The sequence below is a fragment of the Psychrobacter halotolerans genome (assembly GCF_039680845.1).
Classification (GTDB): Bacteria; Pseudomonadota; Gammaproteobacteria; order Pseudomonadales; family Moraxellaceae; genus Psychrobacter.
Genome location: NZ_JBDKWD010000003.1, coordinates 318,577 through 332,977, shown reverse-complemented (window position 1 = coordinate 332,977; position 14,401 = coordinate 318,577). Strand labels below are relative to the sequence as shown.

15 protein-coding genes are annotated in these 14,401 nt (G+C 42.2%); 5 read left to right on the top strand and 10 right to left on the bottom strand.

Annotation, left to right across the window (positions count from 1 at the left end; genetic code table 11):
* Positions 1-28 precede the first annotated feature (28 nt).
* From prpB to AAJP47_RS07950, 3 genes are all read right to left on the bottom strand, one after another.
* Positions 29-922, bottom strand: coding sequence for a methylisocitrate lyase (gene prpB, locus AAJP47_RS07960; RefSeq protein WP_346717373.1), 894 nt, complete (start codon positions 920-922; stop codon positions 29-31).
* A gap of 359 nt (positions 923-1,281) precedes the next feature.
* Entirely contained in the window at positions 1,282-2,553 is a 1,272-nt protein-coding gene (locus tag AAJP47_RS07955; RefSeq protein ID WP_346717372.1) for an NRAMP family divalent metal transporter, read from the bottom strand.
* A gap of 294 nt (positions 2,554-2,847) precedes the next feature.
* Complete coding sequence (locus AAJP47_RS07950; protein WP_346717371.1) at positions 2,848-3,822, bottom strand: LysR substrate-binding domain-containing protein; 975 nt, start codon at positions 3,820-3,822, stop codon at positions 2,848-2,850.
* A gap of 279 nt (positions 3,823-4,101) precedes the next feature.
* On the opposite strand from AAJP47_RS07950, the gene AAJP47_RS07945 reads away from it, so the two are divergent.
* Entirely contained in the window at positions 4,102-5,067 is a 966-nt protein-coding gene (locus tag AAJP47_RS07945; protein WP_346717370.1) for a hypothetical protein, read from the top strand.
* A gap of 57 nt (positions 5,068-5,124) precedes the next feature.
* Here AAJP47_RS07945 and AAJP47_RS07940 read toward each other — a convergent pair whose 3' ends face one another.
* Positions 5,125-5,523: a MerR family transcriptional regulator gene (locus tag AAJP47_RS07940; protein ID WP_346717369.1), complete on the bottom strand. Its 399-nt coding sequence runs from the start codon at positions 5,521-5,523 to the stop codon at positions 5,125-5,127.
* A gap of 125 nt (positions 5,524-5,648) precedes the next feature.
* Between AAJP47_RS07940 and AAJP47_RS07935 the strand changes: the two genes are divergently transcribed.
* Both AAJP47_RS07935 and AAJP47_RS07930 read left to right on the top strand, forming a co-directional pair.
* Positions 5,649-6,215 carry an RBBP9/YdeN family alpha/beta hydrolase gene (locus tag AAJP47_RS07935; RefSeq protein ID WP_346717368.1) on the top strand — a complete coding sequence of 189 codons (567 nt, stop codon included), beginning with the start codon at positions 5,649-5,651 and terminating at the stop codon, positions 6,213-6,215.
* 46 nt (positions 6,216-6,261) lie between these two features.
* Complete coding sequence (locus AAJP47_RS07930) at positions 6,262-6,633, top strand: hypothetical protein (protein ID WP_346717367.1); 372 nt, start codon at positions 6,262-6,264, stop codon at positions 6,631-6,633.
* A gap of 16 nt (positions 6,634-6,649) precedes the next feature.
* Here AAJP47_RS07930 and AAJP47_RS07925 read toward each other — a convergent pair whose 3' ends face one another.
* Positions 6,650-7,927 carry a tyrosine-type recombinase/integrase gene (locus AAJP47_RS07925; RefSeq protein ID WP_346717366.1) on the bottom strand — a complete coding sequence of 426 codons (1,278 nt, stop codon included), beginning with the start codon at positions 7,925-7,927 and terminating at the stop codon, positions 6,650-6,652.
* A gap of 567 nt (positions 7,928-8,494) precedes the next feature.
* Here AAJP47_RS07925 and AAJP47_RS07920 point away from each other — a divergent pair.
* Entirely contained in the window at positions 8,495-9,004 is a 510-nt protein-coding gene (locus AAJP47_RS07920) for a GNAT family N-acetyltransferase (protein ID WP_346717365.1), read from the top strand.
* 123 nt (positions 9,005-9,127) lie between these two features.
* Here AAJP47_RS07920 and AAJP47_RS07915 read toward each other — a convergent pair whose 3' ends face one another.
* Complete coding sequence (locus AAJP47_RS07915) at positions 9,128-10,255, bottom strand: zinc-binding dehydrogenase (protein WP_346717364.1); 1,128 nt, start codon at positions 10,253-10,255, stop codon at positions 9,128-9,130.
* Between the two features lie 75 nt (positions 10,256-10,330).
* Positions 10,331-11,008: a glutathione S-transferase family protein gene (locus tag AAJP47_RS07910; protein WP_346717363.1), complete on the bottom strand. Its 678-nt coding sequence runs from the start codon at positions 11,006-11,008 to the stop codon at positions 10,331-10,333.
* Positions 11,009-11,190: 182 nt separating this feature from the next.
* Here AAJP47_RS07910 and AAJP47_RS07905 point away from each other — a divergent pair, with 182 nt between their 5' ends.
* Positions 11,191-12,105: a LysR family transcriptional regulator gene (locus tag AAJP47_RS07905; protein WP_346717362.1), complete on the top strand. Its 915-nt coding sequence runs from the start codon at positions 11,191-11,193 to the stop codon at positions 12,103-12,105.
* Between the two features lie 65 nt (positions 12,106-12,170).
* Here the strand turns inward: AAJP47_RS07905 and AAJP47_RS07900 are convergent, their stop codons facing one another.
* From AAJP47_RS07900 to AAJP47_RS07890, 3 genes are all read right to left on the bottom strand, one after another.
* A complete protein-coding gene (locus tag AAJP47_RS07900; RefSeq protein ID WP_346717361.1) occupies positions 12,171-12,809 on the bottom strand; it encodes a LysE family translocator in 639 nt (212 codons plus the stop codon).
* Positions 12,810-12,897: 88 nt separating this feature from the next.
* The gene (locus AAJP47_RS07895) at positions 12,898-13,485 is read right to left on the bottom strand and encodes a bifunctional transcriptional activator/DNA repair enzyme AdaA (RefSeq protein WP_346717360.1); all 588 of its coding nucleotides are present in this window, start codon (positions 13,483-13,485) and stop codon (positions 12,898-12,900) included.
* Positions 13,486-13,557: 72 nt separating this feature from the next.
* Positions 13,558-14,181, bottom strand: coding sequence for a flavin reductase family protein (locus tag AAJP47_RS07890; RefSeq protein WP_346717359.1), 624 nt, complete (start codon positions 14,179-14,181; stop codon positions 13,558-13,560).
* Positions 14,182-14,401 lie beyond the last annotated feature (220 nt).

Sequence of the window (14,401 nt, the reverse complement as noted above, 5' to 3'; positions counted from 1 at the left end):
TATTGTTTATGACGACTGCTGGTGCTCACTATTTGTTATCAGCAAACAGTTTGTCTAGGGTTTGCTCAAACTCATGGTAATTTAAGAAATCATATAGCTCCATGCGGGTTTGCATGGTATCCACGACTTTGTCTTGGGTGCCATCATTTAATAAGTGCTGATACACATTTAATGCCGCTTTGTTCATGGCACGAAAGGCAGACAGTGGATACAGCACCATATCAACGCCCACGCTATGCAGTTGCTCTGTAGTATACAGATCGGTCTGACCAAACTCAGTCATGTTGGCAAGGAGCGGAATGTCGAGTACATCGGTAAACTTGCGATACATCTCGATATCGGTCAACGCTTCAGCAAAGATCATGTCAGCGCCTGCCTCTTGAAAGGCAACGGCACGTTCAACCGCAGCATCCAATCCTTCAACAGATAAAGCATCGGTACGTGCCATCACCACAAAATCGTTATCCGTTTTGGCATCCAATGCCGCTTTTAGGCGATCGACCATCTCTGAGATGCTAACGATTTCTTTATTGGGGCGATGACCACAGCGCTTTTGCGCGACTTGGTCTTCGATATGTACCGCTGCCACGCCTGCCTTTTCCATCTTTTTGATGGTTTGGGCAATATTAAACGCGCCGCCAAAACCTGTATCGATATCGACTAATAACGGCGTATCGACCGCATCGGTGATACGGCGCGCATCTTCTAAGACGTTATCAAGACTGGTCATGCCCAAATCAGGCAAACCAAATGAGGCATTGGCAACGCCTGCCCCTGACAGATATAAAGCTTGGTGACCAACTTGGGTTGCCATCATCGCGGTGTAAGCGTTAATCGCACCCGCAATTTGTAGAGGTTGATTGTTATCGTTTTTTTGTTGCAGTGCACTGCGAAAGCGCGCGCCAGCGGATGCTACTGTCATATCATAATCCTTAGAGAGGAGGGTAATGTCTTTGTTATCTCCATTGATTATACTCAATTATGACCTCTCAAAAAGGACTGTATGACTTCAATTATTTAAAATTAATAAACTATAAAATTAATAGTTTTAAATCTATGTAATTTAAAAATACTACTATGCAATAATCAACGATTTCGTTTATTTATTATTTATATCGGTAAAGTAAATTGGTAATCTCAAAAGTATATTTTACATTTATTTACATAATTAACGTCTGTTGCTGGTCTTAGTTGTGATTTTTAGGCATAAAAAAGCCCTCGTAGCAAGGCTAGAAGGGCTTTTACAATTAAAGTAGAAGATTTATTTCAGCAGAGCCTTGTTTAACCAAAGAGACCAGCAAGATTGGCTAAGAACAGTAAGGTAAAACCTGCCAAGAAGATAAGACCTGCGATAGATAAGGCATTCATACCGGGCGACAGTTTCTTATGGCTTTTGACCAATGAGTAGTTTAACCAGCCAAAGATTGGCGCAGAAACGAACGCGGTTATCATCGCAAATTGCAACATAGCGCCTAATTGACCGGTAAAGAAAGTAATAATGACCAAACCGCCACCAATGGCATACGTGGTCCAAAAAGCGATTTGCTTTTTGTTGATTTCGCTTTCCCCTTTAATCAAGCGCCAGCATTCAGCGTTGGCACGGCCATAACCATCGCCACAAGTGATCGTGGTGCCAAACATACACATAAACGCGACGAAGGCGACCAAAAGTTTGGACCATTCACCAATAGTTGCTGTGTACATATTGATCAGCTGATTGACATAAGCGCCACCAACCAGCTCAATTTCTTGGCCAGAGCCATACTGAACAAACACGCCTAGCGATAAGAAAAACAATGCCAAAATGGCGGAGACTAAGTAACCGACGTTGAAATCCAGCAAGCCTTGACGATGCGTGGTGTGATCAGCTTTGACTTTGGCCGATGTCCACATGGAGGTGATCGCTGCGAACTCCAGTGGCGCTGGCATCCAGCCCATAAGCGCAACGATAAAACCTAAAGTCGCAAGATTCCAAGGTGAGGCGGCGACAAAATCTACCGCCATGACAGTTGGCTTGCCAGCGGCAATAATGACGGCAGCCACCGTGGCAATGGTCAGGGCAATCATGATCCATTTGGTTACGCCATCCAGTAACTTATAATGGCCAGCAATCAGAAAAAACCATGACACAACCACGATGATTATTGACAAAGACATCGTCGATAGCTCAAGGGAGGCGGGTAACATAAAGCCCAATATCACAGCGGCAAGGAGCGATACCGCACCCGTACTGATGACGGCTGATAAGATAGAGAGAATAAAGTATATCCAAAGATACACCTTTGAGCGCTTGGCATAGCCTGCAATCAAACTCTCGCCTGTATCATAGACGTAGTCGGTTGCAAATCTAAAAAACGGATACTTAAAAACGTTGGCTAAAATAATCATAATAGCCAATTGCCAGCCATATATAGCACCAGCCTGTGTTGAAGAAATCAGATGAGAGCCTCCAATAGCGGCAGTCGCCATTAGGATTCCTGGACCAAAGATGCGCCAGCTAAAGCCTTCCTGGCTGGTAGCGCTATCAAGGGTGTCTGTTCGTTGTGCAGTCATAAATACCTCGAAATGGTTAAAACGGCAAATTATCACTTACCTGTGTCAGCTTGCCAATGATCATTAGACAACCGTTTTATCACTTGCTTTTTGATAAAACGATTAATCTTGTATCGACTTTAGCACACCAATCCTATTCAGGAGAATGATTATTCTCGTTATTATTACTATTTTTTTGCATCACCATTCTTTTTGGTTAGCATAAGCAGTCGCTAATAGCAAGTATTAGGGCTGATTATTTTTGGCGTTTATTTATAACACAATATCTCTTTAATATCTGAAAATTTAAGAGAATTACATAAATTTTTGCTGGCGATAGGTGATACCGCGCCGCTCATAGACATGATAAATAGCCGTGAGCAAATCAGGTATTTTAGGATGCACAAAGTCTTTGAGCGTATGTAGATAGATAGGGGAGGTGACATTTTCGTGCGCCAAGTTCTGGTAACTGATTTGTTCAGTACGCACCGTTTTTAGGCTGGCAGGCACAAGCGTAATGCCTTCGCCCGCTGCGACCAGTCCCAGCGCTACTTGTAAGTCACTTACTGTCGTGGTGGTGAATGGGGAAATGCCGTATTGTGCGAATAAATGTAGCAAAGGTTCGGTAATTGACTCGCTCGGCACCGTTTGCTTAGTGCTTGTCGACTTTGATTTCGTTACCGCTGTCGATATCGGCAGGTGAGTTTGGTGATATAGAATCAAGCGATTATTTGCCAAATCGATCAGTCGCTGATTATTTGTATTGGCTAAAGGATGGGCCTTGGGTAGGGCAACAACGTAGCGCTCATGACGCAATAGTATTTGCTGAATCCAAGGAACTTGATGGGCGAAGCGACCAAAACCGATGTCAATGTCACCCGATTTTAGCGCATCCATTTGTTGATAAGAGCTAATATCTTTGAGAGTTACTTCGATATCGGGGCTTGATTGTTTGAGTCGAGCAATGATTTCAGGAAGTAAGCCATAAAGCACAGAAGGCACAAAACCAATATTTAAGACAGCACTGGGGGCTGATAATCGTTGAGTCATACTGGTCACAGTATCAATCTCTGTCAATATTGTACCGATCTTATCGTAAAAGAAAGCACCCGCCTCGGTTAGATGCAGAGGTCTGTGGTAGCGATCAACCAGATCCACGCCCATATCTGTCTCAAGCTGTTTGAGTAAACGACTCAAACTTGGCTGTGACAGTCCTGTGTGGGCGGCGGCGGCGCTAAAACTACGCAAATCGGCAATAGCAATGAACGCTCTGAGCTGTTTTAAATCCATATTTTCAGACCTATCGTTTGCCTGCTATTTGGGTATGTTTAGATGTCATTGTCATAATGGTTGCCAGTATCGCATGAGCATAGGCGTATCTTTTTTATTTAGGACTGACTATAACGAAAAAATCCACACTATCGAATAAATTGTGCTTGAAGATAGTGAGGCAAGCAACTATATTATTTGCTAACGATTTCGTTACATTTTAGTAATAAATATCTCAATTTTATTTTCATTCTAGCAGTCATTTAATGCCAGTAGAATAAACTGGTTTGGTATTATTCTATGAGCAACGAAAAAAACGGCTTTGACTTGGATTTTGACGAAAAGCTGGCGCAGATTGTTAATAAAAAATCACGTCAGCCTACCAATAACAATATTTATGAGCGCTTTATCAACCGTGTCGAAAATGGTGAAGACGCCAATAGCGATAGTTATGATCTTGAAAACGTACCATCACCACCGTTAGAGAATAGACAAATACTGTCTGAAAGTCAGACGGATGATAGTGAAGAGGCGTTCGAACTCACCATAGATCCTTTGGAATTTATGGATCAAGAAATCGAAAAACCTATCGCAGCACATAGTGAGACTGCACAGCCTACCAACTCTGCACCTCAATCATTTGCAGATATGCAGCTTGATGACGATACTTTCAGTCTTGACTTGGGTTTCGATGACGATGCTGGCGAAACAACCACTCATACACCGAATGCTGACAGCCAAGTTACTCAAGACGCGCCTACTCAACCAGCTGTTGATGAGCCAGTTGAAGACAGTGTTAAAGAGATAGCAACGTCCCACACCAAGCCTGCCAGCGATAAAAAATTACTTATCATTGGTATGATGCTAGGCTCACTGCTGATCGGCGCGGTTGTCGCAATACTTATTTTTACAGGAATACTATCACCTTCAACGACAAGCGGCGTACCCAATGCAGTTGACATAAGTGCCAATAATGCGGGAGAGACGGCAGCAGTAACTGATAACGATGCCTTGGCTGGTACCGCTCAAGCGCCAACGACGGTAGACAATCCGCTGTCTGCTGATACTACTTCCGATAATCCAGTAGCGACCACCTTGCAACAAGGTAGCTCAACCAATGACAGTCAAAAAGTAGTGACCAATGATGCAGAGTCTAACGCAGCAGCATCAATTACCACCGACACGTCCGAAGTTGAACCTGCCATTACTTATGAGGATTTTAGAGAAGAATCGCAAAATACACTGTACCGTGAAACGAATGATTAGCTTCAAAGTCAATTTGTCATAAAGCATGCACGCGGTAATGTGCTGATTGCAGCATTTTTATTTAATAAAACAAGAAGATAGTTTAGGATCCTGATCCTGATTTGAGATTAAGTTATCTAAAAAGCCAGCTACCGCATCACGGCTGTTACCCAATCCCATTAATTGCTCATTTAACTTTTCTAGTTCACTCTGCAAAATAGCTTTTACTCTAGGGCACCCAACAAATTGAGGAGATGTTTCTTCACCTGATATGCAAGGTAGTAATATTTTAATAGTTTTTAGTTTTATGCCTACTTTACTTAAGTTGCGAATGTGACGTACTAAAGCTGTAGAGTATTCATTATATGTTCTATATCCTGAAGAGGATCGCTCTGGCTTCAGCAAACCCTTCTGCTCATAGTAACGCAGCATCCGTTGACTTATACCTGTCTGTTCTGATAATTCTCCAATACGCAAAATATTACTCCTATACCGTTGACCTTAACAACATTGTCAAGGTTAAACTAACTCAAATGATTCCGATAGAGAGCGAGTCATAAAAATACTTACTATCAAAAAAAACGCTTAATAGGATTTTTACAATGAGCCATTCTAATGTCTATATTATTCACGGATTTCAAGCAACGCCTTTCGATCATTGGTTTCAATGGCTAAAGAACGAATTAGAAGCGCGCGGCGTCTCGGTTAAGGTATTAGCAATGCCTGATTCATCTTCTCCTGACCCAGTGGCTTGGCAGGCAACGTTAGCGGAAAATATTGATACGTTCAATGAAAACACTTTCTTAGTGGCTCACAGTTTGGGATGTGTATCGTTATTGACGTACTTGCAAGGTAGGGTAGATGATAGATCAATCGGTGGATTGATCTTAGTGTCAGGCTTCACTTCTCCCTTAGCGGAGCTACCTCAACTCGATACTTTTGTAGATGGTCAGATTGATTTTGGAACCCTTGCTAACGCCATACCCAAACGCGTTGTATTCGGCTCCCCGCAAGATCCCATTGTTCCATATGGCTTGACAGAAAAATTAGCCAAAGACTTAGGCGCTGATTTGCAACCAATGATAGGCGCAGGTCATTTTCTTGCTGAGGATGGCTATAATACATTCCCTCAGCTATTAGAGGTGCTATTACAAGCTATTTTTGAATGAACAACAACGACTGCTACTTTATGTAGTCAAATAAGATTGTAGGCCTATGAATCCAGAGACAAATACAGACTTAGAAACTATAGAAATCGTAGAAACCGTTGAATCGCCAACTCGTCGTTATGTGGTGCAAGCAGCGCCTTGGGAGGCGCGCGCTTCTCAATGGATTTATCATCCAAGTCTTTTAGATACGGCCTCAAAAACGTTGATTTGGTCGCCGTCTAGTACCCTGTGGTCGCTTGATAAGGCCACTTGGGAATCTGAGCAAACAGTGCGCTTGCTGCTTCGTAAGTTCCCTGGCAATCAGCATCCTGCATCCGTAGAAGTGCGCATAAACTGTTTGTCCAAGAATGCTGTTGTGAACGGGCAGAGTTGCAGCTTGAATGAGCTTGAGCACTATCTAGACGCTGTGATTCACTGATAAAAGATAAACAACTTTACATAGCTTTAGAATCTCCTCGCAGCTTATCTATATAGTTTGCCCAATCTTGCATCATTTGAACCCGTGTATCGATCTCATCGAGTCTGTTGTAAGCACCGCCATGCGTGTCTTTGATTCTATGGCCCAGTTGCAACTCGGTGACGATATCTGAATAACGCAGCTCAGGCTGCTCCATCAATAAGGTTTTAGCCGAGGCACGAAAGCCATGCGCGCATTGCACATCTTTATAGCCAAGCCGATGGAATACCTGCACCAGAGCGGCCTTACTAATATAAGGATTGTTTGAGACACGTGTCGATGCAAAGACGTATTCCTGATGACCGCTAATTGATTGAAGATACCGTAGGCGCGTTATTACTTGCGTGGCTAAGGGCACCACTAAGTGCGAAACCATATCGTCACGACCTTCGCCTTTGGTCGGGGAGAATGCCCATAAGCTATTGTCCCAATCGATGTCCTGCCAGCGCATCGAGCGCAAGTCGATGCTACGGACAAACACATAAGGCAGTAAATTCATGGCCTCTAGTGTCATTTTACTTGCACCTTTGAAATCAGACATATCACTCAAAAGGGTAGCAAATTGCTCCGGCTTGGTAATGGCTGGCAAGTGATTGCCGGAATTGGCCGGTGCCAGCTCGCCACGTGTATCAATCGCCACGTTTTTATCACACAGTCCGCGCGCAACCGCAAATGAAAATACCTTTTCGGTATAAAGCCGAGTACTGGCACCAACAAAGGCCGCTTGGTTTTTATTGTTTTGAATGGCCTCGCATACACTTAGTATCATCTCGCTGGTGATGTCATTCATTCTTAAGTCGCCAATCTCATGGCACATGTAGCCCAAACATAAATCCCAAAATTTAAGCGTCGACTCACTAAACGCGGACTTTTTAGACTTACTATGATGATGACTTGCAGTTTTATGGTCTCGCCATGCTTGTGCAATCTCAGCGAAAGTAGCATTCTTTAGATGAGCATACTTGTTGACTTGTTCTTTTTGCTGTATGGCTTTGGGATCAGAGCCGTTTGCGACCATATTAAGTATGGTCTCTGCTTGATACTTGACCTCGTATAGGCTGATATCTTCAACTTTGCCCAACATCATTCTAGGTCGTTTGCCGTCAATATGTGGGTGCGAATATCGTAGGTAGTATTCTTTTTTACCATTTGGGTAGACGCGGACACTTAATCCCGCCACACCGGAAACACTGACTGAATAGTCTTTATCTCGGTATTCAAGTTTATTAATATCATTTGCATTATCGACAGCCATGAGGGAGGGGTATCCGTAATTTTTATAAAAAGATGGATGACAGCTAGTGACCCTTTATCGCTATCTATTAAGGTCATCACATATTATTGGACACTTGCTACTGGACACCAATGTGGACACTGTTATTTATTATACTAATTTCATAATCCTTTTGTATAAAAGGTTTTGACTATTAATCATCCCCAAGGTTCACTTGGGGATGATTTTAGCACAAAGAGACATTTAAGTGAAAAACGTGCTAACTAGGAGATATCTTGAGAGAAATAAGTGAATTAAAGCGAGAAATGATAGTGTATTCAATCAGATAATTAATGTAAATATCGTTTGAACGCCTTGTATTACAATAGATTTAGAGAAATATTAATAAAAATTATGCTCGCGTACGCGCATAGAATTGGTTAATCAGGGTAGTGGTAGGGTTCTGTGCGAGAAATTGCGTGCATAAAAAAGGAACTCTTTACAATGGGGCGGTTTAATGAAATTATTGGAGAAGAGTAGCAAGTAGATTACAAGGCGACCACGCTGTTTTATGTCTCATAGAGACATTATAACTTTATGGAGGATTGAATGTTGGTTGAATATCGGAAAGCAGCTATCGAAGAAATAGAAGACTTAAAAGCTTTATTGTGGAAGTTTGGGCCTAATGAATGGAATTATTTGACACCAGAAGGTGTTAATGATGAATTCGCTCTTGTTGAAAACGGAGGTGCTCAAGTTATCGTAGCAACCCATGATTTAATAATTGTCGGGCTCGCAGTTTTAATTGATGGTCTAAACAGCCCTAAATATCTTGAAAAGTACGGTTCTTTGGAAGATATACAATTTATTGGCGATGTGGTTGTATCATCGCTATATTCAGGGCAAGGGATAGCGACAAGGTTATTAAAAGAGTGTTTATTGGATGCGAAGCGTAAAAAGGCAGATGCTGTTTTGGTTGAAAGGCATGAAGAAAACCTAGGCTCGGCAGGTATGATGAGGAAGGCAGGATTCAAGATTATTGATACTTATCATGATCCCCAAAAGCGTACGGTAGGTTCAAAAAATAGCGTTGTTCTTGAATTTAAAATAGATCAATAAGAATTAGCATGTAAATTGCTGTTTTGATCTTTGGTACTACAACTTGCTATCATCAATAAGCACAAAAAAGCAGACATCATTGATATCTGCTTTTTTGTTTTTGAACTGTTCTTTAACTCACAATCAGCCCTGAGGCTTAATCAAATACTTCTCACCAGTCGCTTGTTTGCCATAAGCGGCGATGGATTTTAATTGCAGCGCTTCTTCTAGCGTCACTTCATGCGTATAGCTGCTCGCAAAGGTAGTAGTGATTTCTTCTGCCACGCGCTTACGCATCGACTTGACCGTCTCGCTACCCAGTTTACCAAGTGCATTGAATAACAAGAAGCCATTCACGCCCCACGCAAAACCAAAGTTACGATTGATGGTGATAGGGCCACGATCTAATGCGCCATAAATATACGCTTGTTTGAACGTGTTTGAGCCATAAACGTTGTATTCTTCCACGTCGCGAGTGATGGCCGCTTCCATACAGTTTAAGATATCGCTAGACAGCTTGCCGCCGCCCACAGGATCAAAGGAAATAGTAGCACCTGTTTCGATAATCGCGGCCGTCAAGTCCTTGGTAAACGTCTCACTGCTTGAATTGACCACGTATTTTGCACCCATATCACGCAAGAGTTTTTCTTGCTCTTCTTTACGCACGATATTAATGAGATCAATCCCATCGGCCATACAAATGCGGTTAAGCATTTGCCCAAGGCTAGACGCCGCTGCTGCATGAATAATAGCTTTATGACCTTCAGCACGCATGGTTTCAACCATTGCAAGCGAGGTTAGGGGATTCACAAAAGATGAGGCCGCCTCGGTGGCTGTGGTGCCATCTTTCATCTCTAGACAGCTTTTGACATTGACGCAGTGATACTGACGATACGTACCGCCGCCAATCACAGCCACCATTTTACCCATTAAAGCTTGTGCCGCTTCTGATGAGCCTGTTGCGACGACGGTACCTGCGCCTTCATTGCCGACAGGTGTGTTTTTATTTACCCGCGTTTTGAGCGCTGACATGACTTTTTCTGGCACATCAGCGGTAATGACAGGGCTGTCATCCGTGCCTGACTGGGTGGCAGTTGACATGTCAGCGGCGCTGAACATGACACCAAAGTCAGAGGGGTTCAGCGGCATGGCTTCCATGCGCACGACCACTTCGTCCGCACCGGGCTGCGGCATGTCGATATCTTTTAAAGACAAGGTTAGTTTGTTGTCATCACTAATGGTTGAAACCAGTTGTTTATTTTTATCAGTCATCCTATTTGCTCCTGTAATGATGAGCTTCAAGGCATCATCATTATTAAAGTTTGTTTTATTTGATTTTGAATACTGCTATTGAGCGTTTGCCGCCTGCATTTTGGCTTTCACACGTATCATAAATTCGGGCATATTTGCCACACGATCCGCTTCTATTTTTTTGGCAATGTCAGATTGAGTCATCGTATCGTTCCATTCTTTCATGCCAGGTATCTCTGCCAATATATCCCAATCTAGCTGGGTTGAAGCGCAGGCTTTAACAACGACGTTGACATAGTGCATATAGATGTCAGCCATCGTAAGCTTTTTACCGGCAATCCAAGGTGAGAACTGGCATAAGCGATTGAGAGCAGGGATACCGCGTGTAATGACTTGACGGACTTCTTCTTTAACCGCGTCAGGCGCTTCAGTACCTGAAAACACATAAGGAATGAGGCGGCGGCTTGGTAATTCAAAATACAGCTCTGCTATCTTCATGATTTGGCGCACAATTGCACGCTCTGTCGCAGATTCAGGATATAAGGGTGTATCAGGATAGGTTTCTTCAATGAAGTCGCAAATGACGCTCGACTCTGAAAGCGTCACGCCGTCGTCCGTTGTGATCGCAGGTACTTTGCCCACGGGACTGACGGTCAGCAGTGCATCGCTACCAGCGAAAATAAGTTCTTCTTGGAATGGTACTTCTTTGTATAGCAACGCATGTTTGACGATGTTGTAATAGTTGCTCGCGGGAAAACCGTGCAAAGTAATCATAAATGTTTCTTCCATTATCGATATAGGTGTTGTTTTTAGTTCTAATGCTCAAGCTCACCCTATTATTACTTTTTTTAATAAGGTGATATATAGTATAAATCGTGAATCACTATTGCTTTTAAGACAATAGTAAAGCCAAAATGCTTAACGATTGCTGCTGGCATGTTAGTAATTGAATATTTATGGAATGGAGAGAGGGATTGGATCAACTGCGTGCAATACGATATTTCAGTAAAGTGGTCGAAACAGGAAGCTTTACCAAAGCGGCAAAGGTGTTTGATGTACCGCCATCTTCACTATCAAGACGGGTGTCTGATTTAGAAAAGAGCTTGGGCGCGACACTACTAAAACGTTCGACTCGTATTGTAAAATTGACGGAAGTAGGGCAGGTCTATTACAACGATGTGCAGCACATTTTAAACCAGCTTGAGCAAAGTAAAGAAACCGTACGCAGCTACCAAACAACACCAATGGGGCGACTACGCATCAGCTCGATGGTGGGTTTTGGTGAGAAGATACTGTTGCCTTTGTTGGATGAATTTAGTGCGTTATATCCGCAAATAGTGCTGGACGTCAGTTTAAGTGATGAGCTATCGACCCTTGGACGCGATGATGTCGATATTGCCATTCGCGGCGGCTATGCGCCAAATGAGCGAGTGCTTGCGATACGGTTGATGGATAACAGCTTTATCCCTGTTGCATCGCCGCGCTATTTGCAAACTCATGGCGTGCCAAGCAGCCCACTAGAATTGAGAGAACATAAGGGACTTTATTTTAAAACGCCATCAGGAATCACGCCGTGGTTATGTCATATGGATGGTCAGTGGCAAGATGTCTCAGGGCCAGCGGTGGCTATCTCCAACAACGGCACATGGCTCATCAAAAAAGCCCGTGCTGGCGAAGGTATCCTTATGTCGACGCGGTGGGCACTGGCTGCCTATCTTGAGTTGGGCGAATTGCAAGAACTTAAATTTGAGCACACATTGACCATCACGCAACACGCGGATATGGCGGTGTATTTGCTGTATCAAAAGCAGCGTTACTCAGTACCCAAGGTAAAAGCAGCGGTCGATTTTTTGGTAGAAAGGTTGAAATAATTCTCACCTAGTTGTCAGTTGTACTTATGGAAAGAAGTTTGCTAGATAATGATAAATTCAAGTCTTTAGCCAGTAGGTGTTTTTTGTCTTAACATACTAATCGCAAACAGACCAAGTATAGTGCCTGATAACCATCTCTGGATAAGCATGATATAAGGTTTTTTAGATACGGTATTTTTGATTGAAGACGCGCTCAGTACAATGAGTCCATTACCTGTAATTGCTATTGTGATTTGCACCATACCTAATTGTATGAATTGACTGAAAGTAGAACCACTGGATGGATCAATAAATTGTGGAATAAGAGCTGCATACATTAGTGCGATTTTGGGATTTAATAAGTTAGTGATGAAACCCATCGAGAATAGATGCAGGGGTGAATGAGGTTTGAGCTCATGAGCGACAAACACTGATTTACCTTTCGGCTTAATCATGTTCCAAGCTAAATAGCCTAAATACATGGCTCCTAGAATCCTTACAATATCGTACATGATTGGAACTGACTTAAACAAAGCAGCTAAACCGATAGCCGAGGCAATCATATATATTAAGAATCCTAAGCCGATTCCGGCTAACGATATCATTCCCGCAGTACGCCCTTGAGAAATCGATCTTGATATTAAATACATCATATTTGGCCCAGGGGATAACACACCTCCTAAGGCTATCAGCGATACAGCAAATAAACTTGCACTTGTAACCATCTTTCTTCCTTGTCAAATTATGTCGATCTCTACGAAAGGTAAGTTTATCACTGTATGGAACTCAAAATTCTTAATTTGCTTGGATAGATTAATGCGATCGTTTGATTGACTCTTTATAACTAACTCTAAAGTTATTATGTGAAAGTTTGGTTATGCGTTTAAAGGCACTATAAAAACTTGAAGTACTTTGAAATCCTACTTCGAATCCAACATCTATACTACTCAACTCGGTCCTCAATAGAAGGTGCTGTGCATTTTCAATTCTGATTTTTTCTAAATAACCACGGGGAGTGTAACCTATACTTTTTTTGAAAATTCGCATTAGGTGAAAGGGGCTAATACCTATTTGGAGGGCGATTTCATTTGATGACAACTCATCCTCAGAATGGGCTTCAAGAAAAGTTATCGTTTTTTCTACTATACAATCAATAGGATTTTTATCCGTATGTAAATCCGGTCTGCATCTTTTGCAAGCCCTATAACCAGCCTCTTGAGCTATTTCAGCGTTGGGGAAGAAACTAACATTCTCGTATTTTGGCGTCTTTGACTTGCAAGAAGGACGACAAAAAATACCTGTCGTTTTGACTGCATAGAAAAAGTGACCATCATAGGTTTCATCACAAGATACGACTGCTTTCCACATGGTTTTTTGTGAGAATTGATTTGTATTTTCCATGCCAGCCCACCTCAAAACAAGCATCACTCAAGATTGAAAAGGTAAGCCCTATATTTACATTTATTCACTCGGTTATCCATATTCTTGAGCCATAAATGGCTTAGCAAGCTTTGAAGGGTGAATATTACCACTCAACCCAAAGAATTCGCAAAAGTTCATTATTATCGGTTTCCATTTCTCTGGATCAATATAATTTTCTTTCCCATCGACCAAAATTTTTTCGTCAATATGGGCAAGTTCGATATGAATTTCTATGGCTAAAATAGAAGTCGATCCTTCAAATGAGTGAACGTTTACAACTCGTCCTTCTAGCTGAACAGGGCACTCTTTTACTAATGATGCACTTATTGTCTTGGCAGAGTCAGGCGTTAATCCCGCTGTTCTGAACTTATCCGATTCATACTTGTAGCCCATATTTTTCTTGGCTTCTGGAACAGGGTGGCTCCCAGTCAATAACGCCAGTTGGTCAACTGATCCTACGAGGTCTTCTGAAGGTAAATTAACGCTGCATTCGCGTTCTCGTAATAAGTTTCCAACCGTTTTTGATTTACTGCTCATGCCAATCATACAGGACTGATTGACCCACCATATTGAGGATATAGGTGCTAAGTTAGCGGTACCATCCTCATTTAACGTTCCAATGAGGGCGACAGGCGTCCCAAAGTAGAGGACTTTTGGCGCGATTGTTTTATGCATGATTCAATACTCTTTCACATAATGATGTCTACTTAGTTTAAAGAAGGTTCATAACAAAGTATTCTCGAATCTTGCTTTTCAATTCTTGTGATGTATTTTGTAGAGTAAAGGCGACGGTCGATTTTTTGGTGGAAAGGTTGAAAGTAATGTTCAGCACTGACTGTGAAAATTACGTCTTAATATGATAATCTACTTTTGTAAGGTAAATTATATTAGAATA

Bases quoted from the DNA above. Each gene is read 5' to 3' on its own strand.
- AAJP47_RS07910 (WP_346717363.1), bottom strand. From the start codon at position 11,008: ATGATTACTTTGCACGGTTTTCCCGCGAGCAACTATTACAACATCGTC.
- AAJP47_RS07935 (WP_346717368.1), top strand. From the start codon at position 5,649: ATGAGCCATTCTAATGTCTATATTATTCACGGATTTCAAGCAACGCCT.
- AAJP47_RS07950 (WP_346717371.1), bottom strand. From the start codon at position 3,822: ATGGATTTAAAACAGCTCAGAGCGTTCATTGCTATTGCCGATTTGCGT.
- AAJP47_RS07925 (WP_346717366.1), bottom strand. From the start codon at position 7,927: ATGGCTGTCGATAATGCAAATGATATTAATAAACTTGAATACCGAGAT.
- AAJP47_RS07930 (WP_346717367.1), top strand. From the start codon at position 6,262: ATGAATCCAGAGACAAATACAGACTTAGAAACTATAGAAATCGTAGAA.
- AAJP47_RS07955 (WP_346717372.1), bottom strand. From the start codon at position 2,553: ATGACTGCACAACGAACAGACACCCTTGATAGCGCTACCAGCCAGGAA.
- AAJP47_RS07945 (WP_346717370.1), top strand. From the start codon at position 4,102: ATGAGCAACGAAAAAAACGGCTTTGACTTGGATTTTGACGAAAAGCTG.
- AAJP47_RS07890 (WP_346717359.1), bottom strand. From the start codon at position 14,181: ATGCATAAAACAATCGCGCCAAAAGTCCTCTACTTTGGGACGCCTGTC.
- AAJP47_RS07920 (WP_346717365.1), top strand. From the start codon at position 8,495: ATGTTGGTTGAATATCGGAAAGCAGCTATCGAAGAAATAGAAGACTTA.
- prpB (WP_346717373.1), bottom strand. From the start codon at position 922: ATGACAGTAGCATCCGCTGGCGCGCGCTTTCGCAGTGCACTGCAACAA.
- AAJP47_RS07905 (WP_346717362.1), top strand. From the start codon at position 11,191: ATGGAATGGAGAGAGGGATTGGATCAACTGCGTGCAATACGATATTTC.
- AAJP47_RS07900 (WP_346717361.1), bottom strand. From the start codon at position 12,809: ATGGTTACAAGTGCAAGTTTATTTGCTGTATCGCTGATAGCCTTAGGA.
- AAJP47_RS07895 (WP_346717360.1), bottom strand. From the start codon at position 13,485: ATGGAAAATACAAATCAATTCTCACAAAAAACCATGTGGAAAGCAGTC.
- AAJP47_RS07915 (WP_346717364.1), bottom strand. From the start codon at position 10,255: ATGACTGATAAAAATAAACAACTGGTTTCAACCATTAGTGATGACAAC.